General features: G+C 71.4%; 39 protein-coding genes. 3 read left to right on the forward strand and 36 right to left on the reverse strand.

Going from position 1 to position 17682, the window contains the following annotated elements:
• Positions 1–75: 75 nt before the first annotated feature.
• From ABTZ58_RS03730 to ABTZ58_RS03770, 9 genes are all read right to left on the reverse strand, one after another.
• Positions 76–501, reverse strand: coding sequence for a PASTA domain-containing protein (locus tag ABTZ58_RS03730; RefSeq protein WP_351350016.1), 426 nt, complete (start codon positions 499–501; stop codon positions 76–78).
• Positions 502–761: 260 nt separating this feature from the next.
• Positions 762–1325, reverse strand: coding sequence for a GIY-YIG nuclease family protein (locus tag ABTZ58_RS03735; RefSeq protein ID WP_351350018.1), 564 nt, complete (start codon positions 1323–1325; stop codon positions 762–764).
• 220 nt (positions 1326–1545) lie between these two features.
• A complete protein-coding gene (locus tag ABTZ58_RS03740) occupies positions 1546–1809 on the reverse strand; it encodes a hypothetical protein (protein WP_351350020.1) in 264 nt (87 codons plus the stop codon).
• 8 nt (positions 1810–1817) lie between these two features.
• A complete protein-coding gene (locus ABTZ58_RS03745; protein ID WP_351350022.1) occupies positions 1818–1955 on the reverse strand; it encodes a hypothetical protein in 138 nt (45 codons plus the stop codon).
• 79 nt (positions 1956–2034) lie between these two features.
• Positions 2035–2412: a hypothetical protein gene (locus ABTZ58_RS03750; RefSeq protein WP_351350024.1), complete on the reverse strand. Its 378-nt coding sequence runs from the start codon at positions 2410–2412 to the stop codon at positions 2035–2037.
• Complete coding sequence (locus ABTZ58_RS03755) at positions 2412–2918, reverse strand: hypothetical protein (protein ID WP_351350026.1); 507 nt, start codon at positions 2916–2918, stop codon at positions 2412–2414. The genes ABTZ58_RS03750 and ABTZ58_RS03755 overlap by 1 nt, the downstream gene beginning before the upstream one ends.
• 166 nt (positions 2919–3084) lie before the next feature.
• Positions 3085–3888, reverse strand: coding sequence for a DUF2637 domain-containing protein (locus ABTZ58_RS03760; protein WP_351350028.1), 804 nt, complete (start codon positions 3886–3888; stop codon positions 3085–3087).
• 70 nt (positions 3889–3958) lie between these two features.
• Positions 3959–4087, reverse strand: coding sequence for a hypothetical protein (locus ABTZ58_RS03765; RefSeq protein WP_351350030.1), 129 nt, complete (start codon positions 4085–4087; stop codon positions 3959–3961).
• Complete coding sequence (locus ABTZ58_RS03770; RefSeq protein WP_351350032.1) at positions 4084–4245, reverse strand: hypothetical protein; 162 nt, start codon at positions 4243–4245, stop codon at positions 4084–4086. The genes ABTZ58_RS03765 and ABTZ58_RS03770 overlap by 4 nt, the downstream gene beginning before the upstream one ends.
• A 166-nt stretch (positions 4246–4411) precedes the next feature.
• On the opposite strand from ABTZ58_RS03770, the gene ABTZ58_RS03775 reads away from it, so the two are divergent.
• The 3 genes from ABTZ58_RS03775 (at position 4412) to ABTZ58_RS03785 (ending at position 5397) form a co-directional block, all read left to right on the forward strand.
• Positions 4412–4717: a helix-turn-helix domain-containing protein gene (locus tag ABTZ58_RS03775; protein WP_351350034.1), complete on the forward strand. Its 306-nt coding sequence runs from the start codon at positions 4412–4414 to the stop codon at positions 4715–4717.
• Positions 4718–4976: 259 nt separating this feature from the next.
• Positions 4977–5174 (forward strand): hypothetical protein, encoded by a 198-nt coding sequence (locus tag ABTZ58_RS03780; RefSeq protein WP_351350036.1) that lies wholly within the window; start codon positions 4977–4979, stop codon positions 5172–5174.
• 13 nt (positions 5175–5187) lie between these two features.
• The gene (locus ABTZ58_RS03785; protein ID WP_351350038.1) at positions 5188–5397 is read left to right on the forward strand and encodes a hypothetical protein; all 210 of its coding nucleotides are present in this window, start codon (positions 5188–5190) and stop codon (positions 5395–5397) included.
• A gap of 56 nt (positions 5398–5453) precedes the next feature.
• Here ABTZ58_RS03785 and ABTZ58_RS03790 read toward each other — a convergent pair whose 3' ends face one another.
• From ABTZ58_RS03790 to ABTZ58_RS03920, 27 genes are all read right to left on the reverse strand, one after another.
• Positions 5454–6170: a hypothetical protein gene (locus tag ABTZ58_RS03790; protein WP_351350040.1), complete on the reverse strand. Its 717-nt coding sequence runs from the start codon at positions 6168–6170 to the stop codon at positions 5454–5456.
• Positions 6171–6266: 96 nt separating this feature from the next.
• Entirely contained in the window at positions 6267–6539 is a 273-nt protein-coding gene (locus ABTZ58_RS03795) for a hypothetical protein (protein WP_351350042.1), read from the reverse strand.
• A 2-nt stretch (positions 6540–6541) separates the two neighbouring features.
• Positions 6542–7150: a hypothetical protein gene (locus ABTZ58_RS03800; RefSeq protein WP_351350044.1), complete on the reverse strand. Its 609-nt coding sequence runs from the start codon at positions 7148–7150 to the stop codon at positions 6542–6544.
• On the reverse strand, positions 7147–7374 hold the full coding sequence (locus tag ABTZ58_RS03805) for a hypothetical protein (protein ID WP_351350046.1): 228 nt from the start codon (positions 7372–7374) through the stop codon (positions 7147–7149). The genes ABTZ58_RS03800 and ABTZ58_RS03805 overlap by 4 nt, the downstream gene beginning before the upstream one ends.
• Positions 7374–7646, reverse strand: a complete 273-nt coding sequence (locus tag ABTZ58_RS03810) for a hypothetical protein (protein WP_351350048.1) — start codon at positions 7644–7646, stop codon at positions 7374–7376. The genes ABTZ58_RS03805 and ABTZ58_RS03810 overlap by 1 nt, the downstream gene beginning before the upstream one ends.
• 94 nt (positions 7647–7740) lie before the next feature.
• The gene (locus ABTZ58_RS03815; RefSeq protein WP_351350050.1) at positions 7741–8085 is read right to left on the reverse strand and encodes a hypothetical protein; all 345 of its coding nucleotides are present in this window, start codon (positions 8083–8085) and stop codon (positions 7741–7743) included.
• Complete coding sequence (locus tag ABTZ58_RS03820; RefSeq protein ID WP_351350052.1) at positions 8082–8270, reverse strand: hypothetical protein; 189 nt, start codon at positions 8268–8270, stop codon at positions 8082–8084. Before ABTZ58_RS03820 ends, ABTZ58_RS03815 begins: the two co-directional genes overlap by 4 nt.
• Positions 8267–8572 (reverse strand): hypothetical protein, encoded by a 306-nt coding sequence (locus tag ABTZ58_RS03825; protein ID WP_351350054.1) that lies wholly within the window; start codon positions 8570–8572, stop codon positions 8267–8269. The genes ABTZ58_RS03820 and ABTZ58_RS03825 overlap by 4 nt, the downstream gene beginning before the upstream one ends.
• 147 nt (positions 8573–8719) lie before the next feature.
• On the reverse strand, positions 8720–8995 hold the full coding sequence (locus ABTZ58_RS03830; RefSeq protein ID WP_351350056.1) for a helix-turn-helix domain-containing protein: 276 nt from the start codon (positions 8993–8995) through the stop codon (positions 8720–8722).
• Between the two features lie 72 nt (positions 8996–9067).
• Entirely contained in the window at positions 9068–9502 is a 435-nt protein-coding gene (locus tag ABTZ58_RS03835; RefSeq protein WP_351350058.1) for a hypothetical protein, read from the reverse strand.
• Complete coding sequence (locus ABTZ58_RS03840; RefSeq protein ID WP_351350060.1) at positions 9499–10179, reverse strand: zinc finger domain-containing protein; 681 nt, start codon at positions 10177–10179, stop codon at positions 9499–9501. Before ABTZ58_RS03840 ends, ABTZ58_RS03835 begins: the two co-directional genes overlap by 4 nt.
• A complete protein-coding gene (locus ABTZ58_RS03845) occupies positions 10176–11135 on the reverse strand; it encodes a hypothetical protein (RefSeq protein ID WP_351350062.1) in 960 nt (319 codons plus the stop codon). Before ABTZ58_RS03845 ends, ABTZ58_RS03840 begins: the two co-directional genes overlap by 4 nt.
• An 82-nt stretch (positions 11136–11217) precedes the next feature.
• A complete protein-coding gene (locus ABTZ58_RS03850; protein ID WP_351350064.1) occupies positions 11218–11646 on the reverse strand; it encodes a hypothetical protein in 429 nt (142 codons plus the stop codon).
• Positions 11643–11846, reverse strand: a complete 204-nt coding sequence (locus tag ABTZ58_RS03855) for a hypothetical protein (protein ID WP_351350066.1) — start codon at positions 11844–11846, stop codon at positions 11643–11645. The genes ABTZ58_RS03850 and ABTZ58_RS03855 overlap by 4 nt, the downstream gene beginning before the upstream one ends.
• The gene (locus tag ABTZ58_RS03860) at positions 11843–12130 is read right to left on the reverse strand and encodes a hypothetical protein (RefSeq protein WP_351350068.1); all 288 of its coding nucleotides are present in this window, start codon (positions 12128–12130) and stop codon (positions 11843–11845) included. Before ABTZ58_RS03860 ends, ABTZ58_RS03855 begins: the two co-directional genes overlap by 4 nt.
• Positions 12127–12390, reverse strand: coding sequence for a hypothetical protein (locus ABTZ58_RS03865; RefSeq protein ID WP_351350070.1), 264 nt, complete (start codon positions 12388–12390; stop codon positions 12127–12129). Before ABTZ58_RS03865 ends, ABTZ58_RS03860 begins: the two co-directional genes overlap by 4 nt.
• The gene (locus tag ABTZ58_RS03870) at positions 12387–13304 is read right to left on the reverse strand and encodes a hypothetical protein (RefSeq protein ID WP_351350072.1); all 918 of its coding nucleotides are present in this window, start codon (positions 13302–13304) and stop codon (positions 12387–12389) included. The genes ABTZ58_RS03865 and ABTZ58_RS03870 overlap by 4 nt, the downstream gene beginning before the upstream one ends.
• A complete protein-coding gene (locus ABTZ58_RS03875) occupies positions 13301–14191 on the reverse strand; it encodes a PD-(D/E)XK nuclease-like domain-containing protein (protein ID WP_351350074.1) in 891 nt (296 codons plus the stop codon). The genes ABTZ58_RS03870 and ABTZ58_RS03875 overlap by 4 nt, the downstream gene beginning before the upstream one ends.
• The gene (locus tag ABTZ58_RS03880) at positions 14191–14427 is read right to left on the reverse strand and encodes a hypothetical protein (protein ID WP_351350076.1); all 237 of its coding nucleotides are present in this window, start codon (positions 14425–14427) and stop codon (positions 14191–14193) included. The genes ABTZ58_RS03875 and ABTZ58_RS03880 overlap by 1 nt, the downstream gene beginning before the upstream one ends.
• Positions 14424–14672 (reverse strand): hypothetical protein, encoded by a 249-nt coding sequence (locus tag ABTZ58_RS03885; RefSeq protein WP_351350078.1) that lies wholly within the window; start codon positions 14670–14672, stop codon positions 14424–14426. The genes ABTZ58_RS03880 and ABTZ58_RS03885 overlap by 4 nt, the downstream gene beginning before the upstream one ends.
• Entirely contained in the window at positions 14669–15136 is a 468-nt protein-coding gene (locus ABTZ58_RS03890; protein ID WP_351350080.1) for a hypothetical protein, read from the reverse strand. Before ABTZ58_RS03890 ends, ABTZ58_RS03885 begins: the two co-directional genes overlap by 4 nt.
• Entirely contained in the window at positions 15133–15315 is a 183-nt protein-coding gene (locus tag ABTZ58_RS03895) for a hypothetical protein (RefSeq protein ID WP_351350082.1), read from the reverse strand. Before ABTZ58_RS03895 ends, ABTZ58_RS03890 begins: the two co-directional genes overlap by 4 nt.
• Complete coding sequence (locus ABTZ58_RS03900; RefSeq protein WP_351350084.1) at positions 15312–15551, reverse strand: hypothetical protein; 240 nt, start codon at positions 15549–15551, stop codon at positions 15312–15314. The genes ABTZ58_RS03895 and ABTZ58_RS03900 overlap by 4 nt, the downstream gene beginning before the upstream one ends.
• Complete coding sequence (locus ABTZ58_RS03905; RefSeq protein WP_351350086.1) at positions 15551–16606, reverse strand: hypothetical protein; 1056 nt, start codon at positions 16604–16606, stop codon at positions 15551–15553. The genes ABTZ58_RS03900 and ABTZ58_RS03905 overlap by 1 nt, the downstream gene beginning before the upstream one ends.
• The gene (locus tag ABTZ58_RS03910) at positions 16603–16896 is read right to left on the reverse strand and encodes a hypothetical protein (RefSeq protein ID WP_351350088.1); all 294 of its coding nucleotides are present in this window, start codon (positions 16894–16896) and stop codon (positions 16603–16605) included. Before ABTZ58_RS03910 ends, ABTZ58_RS03905 begins: the two co-directional genes overlap by 4 nt.
• A 137-nt stretch (positions 16897–17033) precedes the next feature.
• Positions 17034–17273 (reverse strand): hypothetical protein, encoded by a 240-nt coding sequence (locus tag ABTZ58_RS03915; protein WP_351350090.1) that lies wholly within the window; start codon positions 17271–17273, stop codon positions 17034–17036.
• Positions 17257–17571: a helix-turn-helix transcriptional regulator gene (locus ABTZ58_RS03920; RefSeq protein ID WP_351350092.1), complete on the reverse strand. Its 315-nt coding sequence runs from the start codon at positions 17569–17571 to the stop codon at positions 17257–17259. The genes ABTZ58_RS03915 and ABTZ58_RS03920 overlap by 17 nt, the downstream gene beginning before the upstream one ends.
• Positions 17572–17682 lie beyond the last annotated feature (111 nt).

A 17682-nucleotide genomic window follows, 5' to 3' on the forward strand; every position in this document is an offset into this window, starting at 1 on the left:
CCCGGAGTGGTGCGGGCATGCGAAGGCCCGGCCGCACAGGGGTGGACGGCCGGGCCGGATCAGGGGTGGGTCAGGTCAGCAGGACTCGTCCTGCTTGACGGAGTAGATGGCGACGCGGATGACGTCGGTGGCTCCGGGAGCCGGGTCCTGGCGGCAGACCTTCCAGTTGCTGTTGTCGAGGATCCATCGGCCCTCGGGGGAGGCGTCTTCCTCGTTGACCATGAAGCCCTCGCTGCGCAGCAGGCTCTGCGCCTCGCCGTGGTTCATGCCGACGACGTCGGGCACCTCGCTGGTCTCCGGCTTGGTCTCGTCGGCGCTGGGCTCGGTGGCGGGGGCGTCCGTGTTGGTCTCGGGGGTGCTGGTGTCCTGCTTCGTCTTGCCGCTGGTTTCCTCGGCGGTGGTGTCCGGCTTGCTGGAGCTGGTGTCGGCGGTGCCTTCGCAGGCGGTGAGCGTGAGGAGTGCTGCGGCGGTGAGTGCGCCGATGGTGTGGCGGATGCGCATGGTGTGTCCCCCCAGGGTTTCGGTTGCTGAGGGGTCATCATGCGGCGGGTGGGGGTGGCGTGTACGGCCTGTAGCTGTTCTGTGACGGAAGTGGTCCGCGCAGGGCGCGTCAGCAACCGCCCGAGCCGTGTCGTGGGATTGCGCCCTGCGCGGGGTCTGGGGACGCGGACGGCCCCCGCTCGGGTGGAGACGGGGGCCGTTAGTGAAGCGGTCAGGCGTCGGGCCTGGCACATGTGCGGGCACGCGTGACGCGGGGCCTACTAAAACAGAGACTCGGGCATCTGCGCAACCGTCTCTTCGACGGCCTTACTGCTCGCACGCCTTCGGTTGTACTTCGCCTGGATCTGCCTGATGTGCTCTCGCAGCGCAGGTCCGGGGTAGAAGTACTCACCGTTCGCTCGGTACCGGGCGAACTGGCGGTGCCTCTGAAGCTCCAGGTCGTACGTTCCTGGCTCTACCGCCAGAATCTCGTCGGGTTTCAGGTCCTTGGCTCGCTCATAGAGCCGGATAGTGGTCCCGATCTTGATCAGGTTGCCGAACCGCATGTAGTAGACGACTGCGGATTCACGGGCGTCCAGGGTCTGCCTGGGAGCGGGGATGGCGCCTACGGCGTGGTAATGGCGCCCCAGCTTGACCGCAGCGCGAACGACGCTGTCAACGAGCTGGACCCCAGCGGTCCGCATGTCGAGCAGGACGCGGGCTATGGACTCGAACGCTGGGTCTTCCGGATCCACGAGTTCCGCCTCTTGGGGGAGGCTCATGTTCTCGTGGTCGTGGTGGATGTGGGTGCACCAGCCGAGCTGGGCGCAGTTATCCTCGTACACGTCGGCACTCCTCTGAAGTGTCGGCCATGCCCCGGGGGTGTTACCGCACCCGCCGGGGTCTATCTGTTGTTGTGCCTCAAGTCTCCCACGCAGCACTGACATCCGGACGTGGCCGGGCCCTCGCCCCTGGGGTTTTAGGCGAGGGCCCGGAGTGCGTCACAGCCAGAGACGCGGATATGTGTCTGCGACTGTACGGCGAGGGTCTGACAACAGCGGCCGGTCAGGAAGCGGCGGCGCGCTCCTTGAGCATCTTCCTGAGCTGTGAGGTGAGGGACGTCTCGCGCTGGACGGTGACGGCGGCGGCAGCAGCCCACTGGCGCATGGCCTCACCGAAGGGACGCATCTGGCGCTCGGCGTGCTCCAGCACCGTGCGAGCCGACGTCGCCATCTGGCGCTGCAACTCGGTCAGCGGCACGGCGGGGCGCCGGTGGCGGTCGAGCTGGCGGCGGGCCCGCTCAGGGTCGGGATAGGGGCGGTAGCTCATAGCCCCCATCATCCCTTCTTCGGCGTGCCGGGGACGGGCTTCTTCGGCTCCGGGTAGTGCCCGCCGCGCGAGGCCTGGTAGGTCGTGCCGTGCCCCTCCAAGCGGGGGTCGTTCTTCTTGATCGGCTTAGGGAATCCGAGTGCCATGATGGCGGTCTCCTGTCCTTCGGGATGGGTGGGACCGGGGCGGCCGGACGACTTGGCGGAAGGACGGCCGCCCCGGGGTCTATGCGTCGGCAGTGTGCTCGACGTGAACGTGGGTGTGATTGGGCCGGGCCGGGTCGGCAACCGTGTAGATCAACATCCCCTTCTCGGGTTCGGAAGGGGCTCCGCCGACAAGCTCTTGACCTGCGCATTCGCGGCAGGAGGGGCGCCCCTTCCCCGGCGGGGGAGTGGCGGACGAATCGGACATACGGCGGCGGGCCGACCACCACACCGCCACCACCGCAGCCACCCAGACGACGAGCACACCGGCCTCCACCGACAGGGCCCACACGACCGCGAGCGGCACCCCGCCGAGCACGACCAGCACGCAGCCGCCGGCCACTCCGCTGCGCAGCTCGGGCTCCTCGACCGGGGCGCTCTGCCCCTCGCGGGCGGGCATCACAGCGCCCCGTACACGGAGTCACCGAGCCAGTTCACGGCGACCGCGAGGGGCGCCGCAGCAAACCCGGCCACGCCCGCGCTGGTGCCGAGGCAGATCCCGCACCAGGCGCCCCACTTGATGTCCGCGCCGTACCGGGACTTCTTCGCCAGCGCGATCATCACGGCGGTGAGGATCAGGACGAGCGCCCCGCCGGCCTGCGTCAGCGGCAGGTAGACGGTGCCCCCGGAGCGCTGCCCGCTCTGGCCGCCGACACCCCAGACGAGGGCGACGTCACCAAGCCAATTCGCGATCCACCGGGCGGTGCGGGCGGTCCAGCCGATGAACCCGCCGATGCCGAGGACGGCGAGGACGCCGTACGACCAGGCGAAGAGGAACGGCAGCAGGGCGGCAGCGTGGTGGGCGGGGCTGGACTGGAGGGACTTGAAGCCGGGCCACCAGTCGGTCAGGTGCCAGGCGAGGATGATGAGTCCGACGGTGACACCGCCGTAGGTCACGTACGTCATTCCGTTGTCCTTCAGCGAACGAGGGCCGCGCCGAGCGCGGCAAGAGTGCAGATGAATGCGGCGGTGCCAGCTACGGGCGCGAAGTAGAGGCTGCGGCTGCGCTGGGGCGCAATGGCGCACAGCCCGGCGGCTGCGAGGGCAGCCGCTATGGGCCACAGCAGATGCATCACGCGCTCCGGGGCAGCTGCGCCTGGATGCGCTGGGCGCGGCGCTGGCCGATGCGCAGCCCGTCTTGCAGCCGCCGCAGGGATGCGGGCCGGCCGGTCTCGGCGAGTGCAGCCGCATTCAGCTTCCGGGCGGCTTCGAGCAGTTCCGCATCCGCATCCGGGGTGGTGATCTGGTGGACGACGGGGGCGGCTGCGGTGGGCTCCGGGCGCGGCTGCGGGGCGGCTGCATCCGGGGCGTGGCCTGCGGGGGATGCGGCTGCGCACACCTCGGGATGCGGCTGCGGGTGCGGGTGGAAGTCGAGGATCAGGCCGCCGGGTGCAGCCGTCTCGGTGACCTCTACGGCCTGCTCGGCTGCGCGCTCGAAGTCGTCGGCTGCTGGCGGCTGCGTGGGCGTGGCTGCGGTCTGGATGCGGTGCAGCGCCTCGTGCACCTGCCGCATGAGTGCGCCGAATGCGATGAGTGCGGCCGACGGGGGGACGGCTGCGACGACGTACTCCATGGGCTGCGCGCCGTGTCCGACTCCGAAGACGTTGAGTGCGATGGAGCCGCCGGATCCGACTGCGGCGAGTGCGTAGGCCCACCAGTCGACTGCGCCGCGGAGGGATGCGCGGAGGACGAGGAGTTCTCCGGCGATGATGAACAGGTCGACGGTTGCGGGCCATGCCCAGGCGCGGGCTCCGGTGAGGCCGTTGGTGCTGGCGATGTCGTGCAGGTGCTCGTAGGACAGCCAGAACGCGGCGCCGGTGAGGGCGATGGTGACGAGTGCGGCGCCCGCTGCGAGTGCGGCGGTCGGGTTCTTCACGGCTCCTCCGGGAGCGGTCAGGGTGGCCGCCCCGCCCTGGGGGTTGTAGGCGGGGCGGCCGGTCTGGGGGTCAGCGGGTGCCGGTGCCGTGGCAGTCGTCGCAGCGGCGCCAGCTCTGCCGGGTGACGCCGTCCGCCGAGGTGTCCTCGGTACGGCCGCCGGCGCCGCTGCACGATCCGCAGGGCTGCTGCTCGCTCATCGGCCGGCCCCCGTCTGCTGCACAGGCAGGGGGTGCTCGGCGAGGTGCTTGGCGAGCGCGCGGCCCTGGGCGGCGAGCGCGGGGTGGCGGTAGGTGCTGCAGAGGTTGCAGGCGCGGGGGTCGTGCTCGGGGGTGTGGTGGTCGGTACGCTCAGGCACGGACCTGCTCCTTCGTCGTGGTTGTGGGTGGGTCCGCCCCCGGCCCATATGGCGTGTGCAGCGCCGGGCCGGGGGCTTTGTGCATCAGCAGCGGACTGCTTGCTGAGGACTGTAGGGGTCCCCTACAGTTCAGCGCAAGCGGCCCACCGAAACGAAGGGCCAGTGAGTGAGCGACGAGGAGGTGCGCCGCGTGTCGGAAGCCCTTGACGCGGTCGAGCGGATCGCCGACCGAGTGGAGCGGGTGCGGGCTCAGAGCCGGGTGATGGCCGAGCAGGTCCAGCGCAATCGGGCATGGTCGGCGGAGCGCAGCGACCTGATCCGGGAGTTGTGGGCTGGCGGCGAGGGGATGTCGTACCGGCAGATCGCGGACCACCTCGGGATCAAGCTGTCCACGGTGCAGGACGTGTTCCGCGGCTACAAGGGCTCCGGTACGGCCCGGCCGAAAGCTGGTGAGGCGCAGGCCAGCGAGTAGCCGCGCGCACGACGAGGGCCCCTGCCGTGGGAGTCGGCAGGGGCCTCGTGCTGTCCAGGGTCAGCGGTCACGTTCGCGCCATACGCGGTACACGTATGACTCCGTCGTGTCGCGTTGCCGGGCGACAGCGCGCGCTTCCGCCACGGCGGGCCGGACGTCTGGACGTACTGATGGGTTCCCCTTGCCGACTATGCATCACGTGATGCATAGTTGAGTCACGGCCAAGGGAACAGCCCGAAGCTCAACGAAGGGGGAAATCATGGACTTCGCACCCGGATACGGCCAAGGCGTCGACTCCACGGTCCACCGCACCGACCCTGAATATGACGCGCTTTGCGGAGAGGAGACCACCACCGTGGGCGACGCCGAAAGCGCCGAAGACCTCATCCGCAATCACGGCTATCAGTCCTGCTTCCGCTGCGACAGCATCGTGGACCGAGCAGAGTTGGCCAAGTGAGGGTACAGGCGCGATGACCCTCTGGACGATAGCCGAGGTGGCCGCCCACCTCGGCGTCAAGCCCGGCAGCGCGCGAGGCACCCTCTCCCGCTGGGGAGTCCGCGCCGTCGATCACCGCGTCGACGACCACGGCCGGGCGCATTCCTTGTACGACCCCGACGAGGTAAGGGCGGCTCAAGCGGGACGGCCGGGGCGGGGGACCAGGACCGACCTCCGGGACTAATGAGTCGCTAGGCCCGCCGCACCCCACGGGGACGGCGGGCCTCGTGCTGTCCGGGGTCAGGCTACGGCGGCGGCGTCCTGCTCGGTCCAGGTCCGGCCGCAGCCGGTGCAGTGCGCGGTGGGGGATGCGCCGGCCCCGCCGTACACGTCGATCCGGCCCCCGCACTCGTGCCGTTCGGCCAGGGCCCGCTTCTGCCCCACGATGTCCAGCGCCCGTTCGACCCGCCCGCACGCGGTCCGGGCGACGGAGGCGACGTGGTCCAGCTCCCGGGCGTGCAGCGGCCGGAACGGGCCGGGCGCCCCCTGCACCCTGGCGAGCAGCCACAGCGCCGTGTACGCGGCGTCGGGCCGTATCCCAGCCCAGCGCCAGCGGCGGGGGTCGCGCCGGTCCTGCATGATCAGGATCTCGCGGCGGGCCCGGTCGACGTCCGGGTAGCCCTTCGGCAGGGGGCTCATCACGGGGCGCTGCACGGCGGCCGCGGTCTGGTCGGCGCACTCCAGCAGGTCCGCGCGGACGGTCTGCATGATCTCCAGGACGTGCAGGCGGATGGGGGCGCGCATCTCGCCGATCTGCTCGGGGCTCCGTTCGAGGGAGCGGAGGGCGGCCGCGCGGTGCTGCTCGGCTTCGGCCTCGTCGTCGCTGCGGTGGATGCTGGCGAGGTAGTCGGCCATGCGGCCGGCGGGGGGCCATGTGGCGGTGCCGGTGGTGGCGAGTGCGGTGGTGAGGTCCCGCCAGTGGTGGGCGATGGTCCAGAGGTGTGTGGCGGTGGTCATCGTGCGCTCCGTGTGCGTGGTGGGGCGGTACGTTTGATCCACCGGTGGGGCGTGCCGTGGAGCTGGGGAGTTCGTGGGCACGCCCCTTCGTCGTGCTCAGCGGCGGCGGGTGGGCGGGCCGTAGGGGGTCTGCCAGGCGGGTCGGTCCGGGCGCGCCGTGGGCTTGCCGTCGGCGTCGAGGAGGCCAGCGCGCTGGAGTTGCGCGCTGATCTGGGCGAAGGCGCGGGCTGCGGCCTGTACCTGCGGGATCACGGCCTGGACGAACGCGTTGATGGCGGCGTGGACCTCGGCGACGTTGCGGAGAAGTTGTTCCCGCTGCTCGTCGGTCAGTTCGGGCACGCGTAGGGGTTCGGTGGGGCGCTCGTGCATGGTCAGGCCTCCGTGGTGGGCTGCTCGGTGCCGTCGAGGGCGGCGGCGATGTCGCGCCACATGACGAACGGCTGCTTGAGGGCACGCACGCGCTCGACGGCGGCCTGCGCCTGCTCCAGCTCGGCGGTGAGCCGGTCTATCTCGGGCACGATCGTCTGCACGTGCCGCAGGTTCGAGCGGGCCACGGCGCGGGCGGTGTCGTGCTCCCGGGTCTCGGCGTCGAAGTGCTGCCGCAGGAGGGCGCAGTCTGCGGGGCTGAGGAGGCCGCCGCGGTCGAGGCGGGCGAGGAGGTTGTGTGCGCTGTTGCGGCGTGCGGTGCGCTGCGCGTCCTCGTCGGCGGCCGGGGCCGGGCGCATGTCGGCGGGGTAGACGGTGCAGCCGCCGCAGTGGCCGCCGATGACGGGGGCGTGCGGGTGGTGCGCGCAGGGCGCGTCGTCGGCCGTCGTCGGGGCGTCGTCGACAGCGTCGGGCGTCAGCGCGAAGTCGGACTGCCGGGCGTCGGCCGCGCGTTTGACCTGCGTCGCAAGGCCAGTAAGGGCGTCGGTGAGGCGCGTCGTCAGGGCGTCGATGGCGCGGGCGATGGCCCGCGCGTCGTGGCTGGTCTGGCTCACCGCTGCACCTCCGGGTCGATCAGGTCGGCGGCGGCGTCGAGTCCGTCGTCCAGCCCTCGGACGTAGTCGGCGGACTTGCCCTGTGGCCGGGGGATGAAGTGCTTGCGCTGCTGCTCGGCGAGCTGGTGGGCGTGGTCCCGCAGCACGGTGCGCGCCGCGTGCTCGGCCTGCTCGGGCGTGTGCGTGGTCGACAGCAGGCCGATCAGCACGGCCTCAATGTTCATCACGTGGTCTGGTCCTTCCGGGTGCAGGTGGTGGGCTCGTGCTCGGTGCCGGCGGAGGTCCACCAGCGCTCGCAGCAGGCGCCGGCGAGGGCGACGGCTACGACGCCGTCTTCCAGGCCGGGGCGCTGGTGGGGTGGTCTGGCGGCGCGTTCGGCGCGCAGGGCTTCGCGGTGGTCCTCGTACCGGCCGCGGGCCCGCCAGGTGAGGGAGAAGGTCAGGGCGATGACGAGGACGAAGGCGAGGGTGGTGTACGCGGCGGCTTCGGTGCTCACGGTTTCCTCCAGGGCGGGTAGGCCCAGTGGGCGAGGGGGAGTCCGGTGGTGACGATGACGAGGGCGACGAACGCGAGCACCGGGAGGTAGGCGGTCACGGCTGCTCCTCGGCGGCGGCGCGGCGCTTGGCGGCCCAGTCGGGGTCGAACGTCGGGGCGGGGCTGCGGGGCGGTGGCGGGTCGTTGCGGTGCTTCCAGGCGTTCACCGTGTGTCGGGGGCGCATGACCAGGGCGGCGAGGAGTTCGACGGCGAACACGGCCTGAGCCGCCCACCATCCCGGCCGCTTCGGCGCTGGCCCGTCGCGCAGGTCGCGGGCGCGGCGGTGCACCTGGTCCCACGCCCAGGTGTCAATGCGGTCGAGTGGGCGGACGCAGCGGGCGGCGTAGCCGAGGGCGAACCCGCCAGCGGCGGTGAGGGCGGCGGTGAGGGCGAGGTTCACAGGTAGCTCCCGGTCAGGGGTATGTCGCGGATGGTGTAGCGCTGGAGCGCGGTGAGGCCCTGGCCCCACAGGTCGGCGTCGCGGCGGGCCCGGGTGCGCCGGTGGCGGGTGCGTGGGGTGAGGGTGCAGCGGCAGGTGCCGGTGGCGGGGAGGAAGTGGCCGCGGGGGCATCGGGGGCGGGTCACGGCTGCGCCTCGTCGGCCATGCGGCGCACCAGCTCCTCGGCGCGGTTCATCCCTCTCCGGTAAGCGCCCTTGCCGGCGCTGGGGTTGGTGGTGTCGCGGTCGTGGGCGATGGCGTCGGCGGCTTCCCGCAGCACGGCGGCCCGGTCGGTGGACGCGGGCAGCACGGCCAACACCGCGTCGGCAACCTCGGTGGCCCGCGCCGCAGCAATCGGCTTGGGCAGGGTGTCCATCAGCAGCGGTTGCACGGCTTTGGCGATGCGGTCGCGGAGCGCGGCCCGGTCAGCGGCGGCGGTGTCGGTCATGGTCATCTCCTGTGCTCTGAGAGGGCTGTACGGCTGTTGGAGGGCCTGTGACGGTGTCGACGGCACCCGGGGCCCGGCAGGGCGTGTGAGGCCGTCAGGGGGCCGTCTGTGCGCGATGCCGGGCGGAACCGGATGACGGCCGAGGGTTCAGGCTGTGTCGCGTAGTGCTGCGAGGAGCCGTTGCCGGTTGGCGGCCTGCTGGTCTCGGCTGAGGGGCATGGGGCCGGTGTTGGGCTTCCAGTCCTTGACGCGGCCGGTGGGGATGGCTTCGGCGTACAGGCGGCTGAGTTGGGTGGCGGGTGGGTAGTGGAGGGCGCGGCGTGCGCGGGCGATGGTGGTGCGGTGGTAGCCGGTGTGGGCGGCTATGTGGGTGTCGGTGTGGCCGGCGCGGATGAGTGCGGCGATGTCGGCGCGGATCTTCACGGTGGGCCTTCCCTGGGTTCTCGGGCGGTTGGTCGGCGGTGCTGGTCAGGCGGTGGTGGGGGCGGGGGCGGCTCAGTCCTCGCGCTCCCAGGTGGTGCCGTTGTCGTCGTCGTGGTCCTCGTCGTGGCCGGGTTCGAGCTGGCAGAACACCTCGGAGCCCACGGAGTTGTGGTTCATCTCGTCGCAGACGGGGCCGGTACGCACGGGGCTGTGGTCGATCGCGTCGAGGAGGCGCTCACGCTCTTCGCGGGCACGGCGCTTCTCCCAGCCCTGCTGGGCTCCTCGGGATCGGTTGGCGCGGGTGGCGGGGTCGTTCTTGCGGGCGGCGCGCAGGGCCTCGCGGGCGGCTCGGTGTTGTGCGGCGTGCTGCTGGGCGGCGGCGCCGAGGGCGGCGAACAGGTTGCCCATGGCGTCGCTGCGGCGGGCAGGGTCGTGCATGGCGCGGTCCATGTCGACGAGGGCCTGTTCGACGTCGGGCGGGCTGGGCTGGTCGGCGGGCGTGTTCATGCGGTGTGCCTTCCGTGGTCGGTGGTGGCGAGGGCGGAGGCCTCGATGCGGGTGGGGTGGGGGTTGCTGAGGCGTGTGCGTCCGCCTCGGCGGGTGGGGCGTTGGCAGGGTTGGCCGGGCGCGGCGCGGCAGGTTTCGACGGGGCAGGGGACGGCGAGGGCGTCGGGGCGGCCGGTTTGTGCGGCGCGGAGGCGTTCGGCGGCGACGGGCCGGTAGGGGGCGAGGGCCTGGCGGGTCTCGGTGGTGAGGTAGTCGCCGAGCTGGGCGACGCGGCGCCGGGCTTCTTCGGCGGCGGGTCCGGCGGTGATGGCGCGGACTTCGGCGGGCGGGGCCTGGCCGTGGACGACGGCTTGCCGCTGCTGGCGGAGGGCGGCGAGGTAGCCGGGGACGTCGTCGGGGTCGTGGCCGGGCGGGGGTTCGAAGGTGCCGATGTCGCGGTTCATGCGGTCGCGGACGAGGGCGTGCCAGCGGGTGGCGATCTCGGCGGGGAGGATCGGCCAGGTGGAGGTGGCGTAGTGCTCCTGCGCGGCCGTCAAGGCGAAGTCGGCGGGGACGTCGGCGAGGATGCCGGCCCACATGTGGATCTGTGCGCGCATCTCGATGGGGTCTTCGCGGCGGACGCGGGGGTCGGCGAGGGCGATCTGCGCGAGGAGTTGGGGGATCTCGGCGGGCTTCATGCGGTGTCTCCCTGGCGGAGTTCTTCGGCGATGGCGGCCATCTGGGCGACGTAGTTGGAGGCGGCGGAGGGTGGGGCGACGGGGCGGGGGCCGGTCCAGGTGGTGGGGGCTTGGACGCCGGTCCAGCCGCGGAGGAAGTAGCGGGCGCTGTAGGGCTGGGTTTTGGCGGCTTGCCAGGCGCGGGCGGCGTGGTCGACGAGGGCGGGTACGCCGGCTCGTCGGACGGCGTCGCGGAGGTCGATCCATTCGGCGGCGCTGAAGCTCCAGCTGACGCTCATGCCGCGGGCTTCCATCGCCTCGATGAGGGGTTGGATCTCCCCCCTCCCCGAGACCTCAACCGCTCCGTTTGGCGCGCTGTTCGTGGAGGGGGAAGGGGGAGGAAGTACTTCCGAAGGAAGTACTTGGGATGGGGAAGAGGACGGGGTCCCGTTACTAACGCCGTTACGAAACTCGCTGACCTGCGGTTCTGCACTTTCTTCACGTCGCGCACGAAGCTTCGTCGTGTCGTCGTCGTGTCGAGTTCGTGTCGCCGTCGCGTCGTCCGGGGCGCTTCCGGCGTCGGGCGTAACGCCGTTACTCACGCCGTTACGGGAGGTGTTACGGGCGGCTTCCTTCTCCGCCTTCTTCCGCTCGCGCCACGCCTTCTGTCGGGCCGCGTTCGCCGCCCGCTCGGCCTGCACCTGCTCCCGGTCCCGCTGGTACTCCAGGTAGTCGTGGATCTCCCACCCGCCCTCGATGCGGTCCCATAGGCGGCCGGTCTCCAGTTCCTTGGCGGCGGCCTTCACACCACGCAGCCGCGGGGCAACGAGGGGGAGTTCGCGGTCGAGGATCCTGCCCTCGGTCAGGTTCTCGGACGACCAGCACAGGGCTGAGACGTACAGCCGGAACGCGCGGTCGGACAGCAGGGCGACCTTGCGGTGGGAGGGGAACCTGTCGTCGAGACGGACCCAAGGCATGTGTGGCTTCTTTCAGTGCGGGTGGTGAACCGTTCCGGCGGTGCCGCCCGGGGCGGGAGTCGTCGCCCCGGGCGGAGCCGGGTCAGGAGTCGCCGGCGATGGCGCGCAGCTGCTCGACGCCCTTCTGGCCGCTTCGGACGAGGGCGATGGCGGCGGCGTACTCGGGGAAGGCCAGGGCGAGGCGCTCGGCGTTCTCCGTGTCGGCCGAGGTCCAGGCGTCCAGCAACTTCGTGGGGAAGGTGCTCGGCGGCCAGCCGCCCAGCCGCTCCTGGAACAGGACGTGCGCTGCGGCGTCGGCGGAGATCTCGGGGGCCTGCCCGCTCGTCGAGGTGTCGGCGTCGAACTGGTCGGCGACGTGGCGCAGGACGTAGGCGGCGCTTTCCTTGCTCATGCCGTTCGCGGCGGCCTCGATCGCCACTCCGCCGTCGGTGCTCCCCGGGCGGATGATGACGAAGGCGAGGGCATCGCGGCCGTCGATGGCGGCGAGCTTGGTCTCGGGCTGGCTGCTCATGTGGTCTGTCCGTTCTCGTGGTCGTGGTTCGCGCTCGCGGCGCGGTAGGTGTAGAGGGCGCCGGGCCCCGGAGCCGGCCGTCGCAGTCCCTTCGCGGCCCACGGCGAGTGGGCGTCGCACTTCCAGCCGGTGACGTAGAAGCGGACCTCCCCGTCGTGGTCGGCGGGGATGTCGCACGGCTCCGGGGCCCGGCCGGTCATCTGCGCGCTCGCCGGGCGGCCTGGCGGCGGGTCGCCTGGTACGCGCGGTTCCTGTCGCGCTCAGCCGCCAGGCAGTCGTCGCACGCGATCTCCCCGCGGTAGAGGTGCTGCTTGTAACCGGCGGGGGTGCCGTGCTTGATCGGCTTCCTGCGGGACGGGGTGGGCTTGGCGGGCTTCCGCTTCGCCGCCGTGTTCCCGCGCACGCAGGCCTCGCAGGGCACTTCGCCGCGGCGGCGGTGGCGGTAGTAGGCGGCTCGGGTGCCGCAGGGCTTCGGCTCGTTCACGGCGCACCGTCCGGGCGGGGTGCGCTCGTCAGCGGGCGGCTGTCGGTGTACGTCCGGCACGTCCAGCAGATGCGGCCCCCGGTGGCGAGAAGCACGTGCAGCGTGTCGGTCTCCTCCGCCGGGCAGTACGCCCGGTCGGTGACCAAGGCCTCGGTGGGCCGCAGGAGATCGGCGAGCGGCACCGTCTCCTCGACGAGGCGCGGGGCGCGGCGGCGACCGGTCGGGCGGACGAACTGGCGCAGGCAGCGGCGGACGTTCACGAGGCCGCCCCCGTCCCCGGCTGGCGGGTGGCCGGCCACTGCGTGTTGCCCTCGTCGGGCGTGGCCGTGGTGCTGGCCGACGGCTGCTCGGTGTGCTGCTGCTTGATCTCGGCGACGGTCACCCGCTGCTGCGGGAACTCCTCGTCCACGGTGACCTCACCGCGGCGGATCGACTCGGCGATGATCTGGAGCTGCCCGAGGTCAAGGTTCGTCCACTTCTCGGACTTGCGGCCGCGGTTCTCCTCCAGCTGCTCGACCGTGACGCCGAGGCCCTCGAAGTGGTTGATGCATCCGGCGATGCGCTGCGACAGGGGCTTGTCGCCCTGGCCGTTCTCCACGGTGTTCGTGGCGATCGTCTTGGCCTGCTCGCGGAACCAGTCCGGCAGCACCGAAAAGATCATCTCGCGGAGGCGTCGGGCGCCGTTGTTCGAGTTGTTCTCGTAGACGTCGCGCGGGTCTTCCAGCCGCGTGCCGCCGTTGTCCTTCGTCCACCGGGTGTGCGGCACGATGAACGTGGTGGAGGCGCGCTCGTTGGTCTCCAGGTCCCACGCCCACGCCTGCATCTCGGACTCGCCGTTGGCGTCGTCGCGGCGCAGCTCGTGAACGCCGTAGTGGACGTTGGTCCAGCAGCGCGCCAGCTCCTTCGCGAACTGGATCGTCTCGCCGGACACCCGGGAGGTACCGCGGCTGAAGCGGAAGAACGACCGGACGGCGAGGGAGTGCTGGGCGAACGCGGTCTCCATCTTGCGGATGGCCTGCGCCTCGTTCCGCGGGAACTGGCGGGCGACGATGACGGCGGCCTGCACCTCGGCGACCGCGCGGGACTGCTCAACCGCGGTGCCCTGCCCGACGAACGCGGGCGTCGGCGCGGCCGGGGCCGCGAACTGGTGGTCGGTGGTGGCGGGGTAGTTCACAAGTACTCCAGGGAGTCACGGGTCTCGGCCCACGGGGGCAGGGAAAGGGGCACCACGTCGTCGCTGTAGCCGGGCCAGTAGCCCGTCTCGGTGCAGTGGGCGAAGATTTCGAGTGCACGGCGGTTGCGGGCTGCGCCGATACGGCGGGCGGTCGCGTTCACCTCGACCACGGTGATCACGTACGGTGCGGTCTTCTCCTGGCAGACGAACACGAACGCGGCGTCGTCGTCGGCGATCCCGAGGGCCTTCGCCCCGGACCGGTACGTGTCGTCCTGCTGGTGGTAGCCGTACTCCTCGATGTCCTTCGCGAGCTTCTCGGGGTTCGCCGACCGGCACGTCTTGTAGTCCGGGATGATCAGGCGCCCGGAGCGCGGGTCCGGCAGCCAGTCCAGGCGGGCGCGGCGCATGACGCCGGTCTTCTCGTCCCGCCAGAACAAGGACTGCTCGGGGGTGCCGCGCTCGGGGTCGAACAGCAGTGAGGCGACGGGGTGTCGGCGCAGGGCGTCCGCCATGTCGTGCACCTGCTGGTACTCGGCGGGCTTCAGCGGGATCTCTCCGGCCTCACGAGCCTTGGTGACCGCGGCCTTGGCCACGTTGGTGTTCCAGGTCTCGTGCTCGATCTTCCGCAGCTTGGGGCCGTTGCCGAGCACGAGCTTGTGGGCGGCGTTGCCGATGTCCCACACCTTCTTGGCGGGCTGCGGGTGGTCCTGCTCGTAGCGGAAGATCGCCGGGCAGGACGGCGGCAGCAGCTTTCTGGCGCCGCTGGACGACAGGGCGTACCGGTGCGAGTGGTACTCCTCGTTCGTCATCTCGTAGATGCCGGGATCGGTGATGGGTTCCGGGCCGGCGGCCGGGGCCTGAGCCCCGGCCTGCACGACGGTCGTCATCAGGCGTCACCGTCCATCGGCACACCAGCGACGGCATCCCACGCCTTGAAGTCCACGGGGGCCATGCCGTTCTTCGTGCCGCTCATCGCGGTGGCGGCGGCGAGCGCGAGGGTGGCGTGCACCTGCGCGATGGCGCTGACCTGCTCGTTACCGGGCTCGATGTACACGGCGCCGCTGTCGGTCTTGAGGCTGCGGATGAGGCGCTCGGCCTCGCGGTAGTGCTCGGGGCCGGTCATGAGCGGCCGTCCTTCCTGGTCTTGAGGGTGTAGAAGCGGTCGTTCGCCGGGCCGTGCTCGACGAGGTGGCCACGACGGGCCAGCTCGACGAGGTCCCAGCGGGCGGTGTTCCGCTGCGGCGGGCCGCCGGACCGGCGGCGCATCTCGTGCACGAACCCGGTCGTCCATCGGAAGGCTGGGCGGGTGCGGATGGCGTCGAGGAGCTGCGCGAGACGGGCCTCGCGGCTGGACGTCGAGGCGCTCACCGGCCCTCACCGCCCTCGGTGATGTCGATGAGGCCGACGCACAGGTGGATCTCGTAGTCGTCCTCGTCGTAGGCGATGGCCTCCCACTGGCCCTTGAAGTGCCGCCACCCCAGCGCGGTCCGCTCACCGCGCTCGGGGTGGGCGGTGACGGTGTCGACGCGGAACAGCCAGTCCGTTCCGTCGTCGACGTGGGTGTAGGTGTGACCGGCCTCGTAGAAGTCCGGCGGCAGCATCCGCAGGTTGTCCGGGCGGACGGCTCCGCGCTCGACCTTCGAGGCGAGCTGCCACACCGGTGTGTTCTCGCGGGCCTTCTTGGTCAGCCAGGTGACGACGTCCGCCTTGGGCAGCAGCCCTTCCTCGGCGAGCACCTCGGCGCGGTAGGCGTCCAGCGCCTCGTCGAGCATGCTCTCCGGCAACACCGACGGGGTCCCGGCGTAGGCATACAGCTTGTCGCGGGCGTTCACGCGCTCCTCCGGTCCTGCTGCGTCGGCAACGGGTTGGCCGCGAAGTGGCGGCGGGTCGCGGCGTGCGACGGGTGCCGGATCGCCCGGGCCGCCCACGGGCGGCCGGTGTCCGCGTAGGCCACCTCGTCCGCCACGTCCATCTCGGGCTCGTCGTCCGGCTCGTACGGGCGGGGGATCATCGGGCGCCTCCCTGCGGCTCCATGTGGAACGCGATCAGCCGCAGCAGCGCCGCGAGGCGGACGCGGAGCCACTGCCCCGCGTCGACCACGGCGGCCCCGACCGGGGCGACGTTGATGTGCGGCATGCGCGGGGTGAGGTCGTGGTCCAGGCCGAGGATCAGCAGCGCGCCCGGGACGAACCCGGCGGTGCCGATCGCGGCGGCGGTCAGCCACTCGGCGACGGTCGCGGCGGCCATCACTCGGCCCCCTCGGTGGGCGCCATGTACCGAGCCAGCCGGTCCGCGGACTCGTCCACGGAGACCGGAGCGAACGCCGCACACGGGCAGATCCGGACCGGCTGGCCCAGCTCGCGCGGCAGGCGGGCCCAGCACTTCGCGCCCACGTGGTGGTGCTCGCTGCCGGGGTGGCCGCATCCGCAGCGCACCGTGGCGGGCGGCAGTTCCACCGATACGGCCTGCTCGGCGTCGTCCTCGTACCCGGCGACCGTCCACCGCTCGGCGTCCCGGTCCCACACCACCGACCACATCCGGTGATCGGTCAGCGTGCCGTCCAAGTCGATACCGACCGGCATCCCGGCGGCATGCGCCGCGTTCAGGGCGTCGGCGATGTTCACCCAGCGCTCCCGCTCGGTGCGCGGCACGAACACCTCGGCCTTGTCGGTGAGCTCCAGCGCGATGGGGTCCTCGTCGGCCGGCCGCTCGTACTCCGCGAGGCGGGCCTCCAGCTCGGTGACCTGGGCGCGCAGCTCCGCTGTAGCCGCCCCCTCCTCCCACAGATTGAGGTTCGAGGGCAACGCCATACGGGCTACGCGACGAGCCAGCATGCGGTCCTTCACCTGCTCGTCCGACGGCCGCTCCCACGCGTGCATCCCCGCACCAGAGATGTACCGACGTCCGTGCGACCGCTTCTCCACGCCGCAGTGCGCGCAGCCGAAGGGCTCCGACACCCGCTCACGGATCAGATCCCGCTCACGGCGCGCACGGTGCGCGTCGGTGGTCGCCTCAGCGAGGAGGCCCTGAAGGCGCGCCCTCTCGCTGTGCAGCTTCTCCAGCTCGGTCCGGGGCGGGGGTGGGAAGTCCGACATCTGCGGGCCGAAGGGCACCGGCAGCGCATCGGCTGACCCCGCGATGCCGTGCTCGGCCAGCTCGGCCAGCTCGGCCAGCGTCGCCATCACGAAGTTCGGGCAGGTCTTGACCGACTCCGGCGCGTACAGGGCGATCCCGCCCGACGTCACCGCGCGGCGCGTCCAGCAGACGCCGTCCTTGGTGTTCACAACCAGCGGGGCACTCATGCCGCCACCGCCGTTTCCGACGCGAGCACGGCCGCCGGGCAGGACATGACGATCCGGACCCGCACATCCCGCCACAGCGTCTCCACCGCAAACTGGGCGTACACCTCGTCGTTCGTGTACGGGAACTGGGACTGCGTCACCGTCGCGCCGAGGGCCTCCGCCCACACCGCCATGACCGGCCGCGGGTCGGGCAGCGAGGCGAAGCCGTACAGGTCGCCCCGGTAGCGCTCATGGTTCGAGACCTGCCAGTACAGCGGCGGCAGGTCGCCGAACTCCTTCAGAAGCTGCACCAGCGCGACAGCCGCGCCGTGCTGAGAGATAGGGGATGATGTGGCCACGGTGGCCTCACTTTCTGGTTGGTGGGGTGCGCCGGTCGCGGGGCCGTCAGCCGGGCAAGGTGGGCGGCCCTTCGGCGCGTTCAGAGGGGTCAGGAGGCGGCGGCCATCTGGTCCTGGTCGGCCATCCACGCCTTCACGGCATTCAGGTCGAAGCGGCGGACCTCCTTCTTCTGGCCGGTCCTCCGGAGCCGTTCGACGGGCATCCCGGCCTCGATCCACTTGAGGACGGTCCAGTCGGAGACGCCGTAGTAGGTCTCCAGCTCGGGCTGGGTCAGCAGGGGGACCAGGCCGGCCGGCAGGGGGACGCGGCGGTCACTCTTCGTCGGCATGAGGGCTTGACCTTTCGATATTCGAAATCGAATATGCGGGCATGGCAAAGAGGTCCTGGAGGGGGGCGTTCGTCCTCCGGTGCAGCGCTTCGGCGAGGAGCCAGGCTGTTGTCCACTCGCAGCGGTCGCGTGCGGTCTCGCCCTGCCCTGTTATGCGGCCCACGGTGGCGGCGCTGACGCCCTTGCCTGTGGGGTCGACTTCCTTCGTCGCTTCGGCGAGTTCTGGGCCCGACAGTCCGGCTCGCTCCATGGCGTCTCTGAGGGGCTTGCCGTCGTGCTTCCGGTGCAGTTTGGGCATGGGGACCTCGTGCCTTGACTGGTTCGCGCCCCGGTTGGGGTGCTTCGATATTTCTACTTTCGAAATCGAATCCTGTCAACCAGCCGTTCCGAGTGGTTCCGAGGGGATCCG

The sequence above is a fragment of the Streptomyces sp. NPDC094143 genome (assembly GCF_040303825.1).
Lineage (GTDB): Bacteria > Actinomycetota > Actinomycetes > Streptomycetales > Streptomycetaceae > Streptomyces.

What these genes read in the sequence shown, in the direction of transcription:
- ABTZ58_RS03730 (WP_351350016.1), bottom strand. Translation starts at nt 501, where the DNA reads ATGCGCATCCGCCACACCATCGGCGCACTCACCGCCGCAGCACTCCTC.
- ABTZ58_RS03740 (WP_351350020.1), bottom strand. Translation starts at nt 1,809, where the DNA reads ATGAGCTACCGCCCCTATCCCGACCCTGAGCGGGCCCGCCGCCAGCTC.
- ABTZ58_RS03745 (WP_351350022.1), bottom strand. Translation starts at nt 1,955, where the DNA reads ATGGCACTCGGATTCCCTAAGCCGATCAAGAAGAACGACCCCCGCTTG.
- ABTZ58_RS03750 (WP_351350024.1), bottom strand. Translation starts at nt 2,412, where the DNA reads ATGCCCGCCCGCGAGGGGCAGAGCGCCCCGGTCGAGGAGCCCGAGCTG.
- ABTZ58_RS03755 (WP_351350026.1), bottom strand. Translation starts at nt 2,918, where the DNA reads ATGACGTACGTGACCTACGGCGGTGTCACCGTCGGACTCATCATCCTC.
- ABTZ58_RS03765 (WP_351350030.1), bottom strand. Translation starts at nt 4,087, where the DNA reads ATGAGCGAGCAGCAGCCCTGCGGATCGTGCAGCGGCGCCGGCGGCCGT.
- ABTZ58_RS03780 (WP_351350036.1), top strand. Translation starts at nt 4,977, where the DNA reads ATGGACTTCGCACCCGGATACGGCCAAGGCGTCGACTCCACGGTCCAC.
- ABTZ58_RS03785 (WP_351350038.1), top strand. Translation starts at nt 5,188, where the DNA reads ATGACCCTCTGGACGATAGCCGAGGTGGCCGCCCACCTCGGCGTCAAG.
- ABTZ58_RS03790 (WP_351350040.1), bottom strand. Translation starts at nt 6,170, where the DNA reads ATGACCACCGCCACACACCTCTGGACCATCGCCCACCACTGGCGGGAC.
- ABTZ58_RS03795 (WP_351350042.1), bottom strand. Translation starts at nt 6,539, where the DNA reads ATGCACGAGCGCCCCACCGAACCCCTACGCGTGCCCGAACTGACCGAC.
- ABTZ58_RS03805 (WP_351350046.1), bottom strand. Translation starts at nt 7,374, where the DNA reads ATGAACATTGAGGCCGTGCTGATCGGCCTGCTGTCGACCACGCACACG.
- ABTZ58_RS03825 (WP_351350054.1), bottom strand. Translation starts at nt 8,572, where the DNA reads ATGACCGACACCGCCGCCGCTGACCGGGCCGCGCTCCGCGACCGCATC.
- ABTZ58_RS03835 (WP_351350058.1), bottom strand. Translation starts at nt 9,502, where the DNA reads ATGAACACGCCCGCCGACCAGCCCAGCCCGCCCGACGTCGAACAGGCC.
- ABTZ58_RS03840 (WP_351350060.1), bottom strand. Translation starts at nt 10,179, where the DNA reads ATGAAGCCCGCCGAGATCCCCCAACTCCTCGCGCAGATCGCCCTCGCC.
- ABTZ58_RS03845 (WP_351350062.1), bottom strand. Translation starts at nt 11,135, where the DNA reads ATGCCTTGGGTCCGTCTCGACGACAGGTTCCCCTCCCACCGCAAGGTC.
- ABTZ58_RS03850 (WP_351350064.1), bottom strand. Translation starts at nt 11,646, where the DNA reads ATGAGCAGCCAGCCCGAGACCAAGCTCGCCGCCATCGACGGCCGCGAT.
- ABTZ58_RS03855 (WP_351350066.1), bottom strand. Translation starts at nt 11,846, where the DNA reads ATGACCGGCCGGGCCCCGGAGCCGTGCGACATCCCCGCCGACCACGAC.
- ABTZ58_RS03875 (WP_351350074.1), bottom strand. Translation starts at nt 14,191, where the DNA reads ATGACGACCGTCGTGCAGGCCGGGGCTCAGGCCCCGGCCGCCGGCCCG.
- ABTZ58_RS03880 (WP_351350076.1), bottom strand. Translation starts at nt 14,427, where the DNA reads ATGACCGGCCCCGAGCACTACCGCGAGGCCGAGCGCCTCATCCGCAGC.
- ABTZ58_RS03895 (WP_351350082.1), bottom strand. Translation starts at nt 15,315, where the DNA reads ATGATCCCCCGCCCGTACGAGCCGGACGACGAGCCCGAGATGGACGTG.
- ABTZ58_RS03900 (WP_351350084.1), bottom strand. Translation starts at nt 15,551, where the DNA reads ATGGCCGCCGCGACCGTCGCCGAGTGGCTGACCGCCGCCGCGATCGGC.
- ABTZ58_RS03905 (WP_351350086.1), bottom strand. Translation starts at nt 16,606, where the DNA reads ATGAGTGCCCCGCTGGTTGTGAACACCAAGGACGGCGTCTGCTGGACG.
- ABTZ58_RS03915 (WP_351350090.1), bottom strand. Translation starts at nt 17,273, where the DNA reads ATGCCGACGAAGAGTGACCGCCGCGTCCCCCTGCCGGCCGGCCTGGTC.
- ABTZ58_RS03920 (WP_351350092.1), bottom strand. Translation starts at nt 17,571, where the DNA reads ATGCCCAAACTGCACCGGAAGCACGACGGCAAGCCCCTCAGAGACGCC.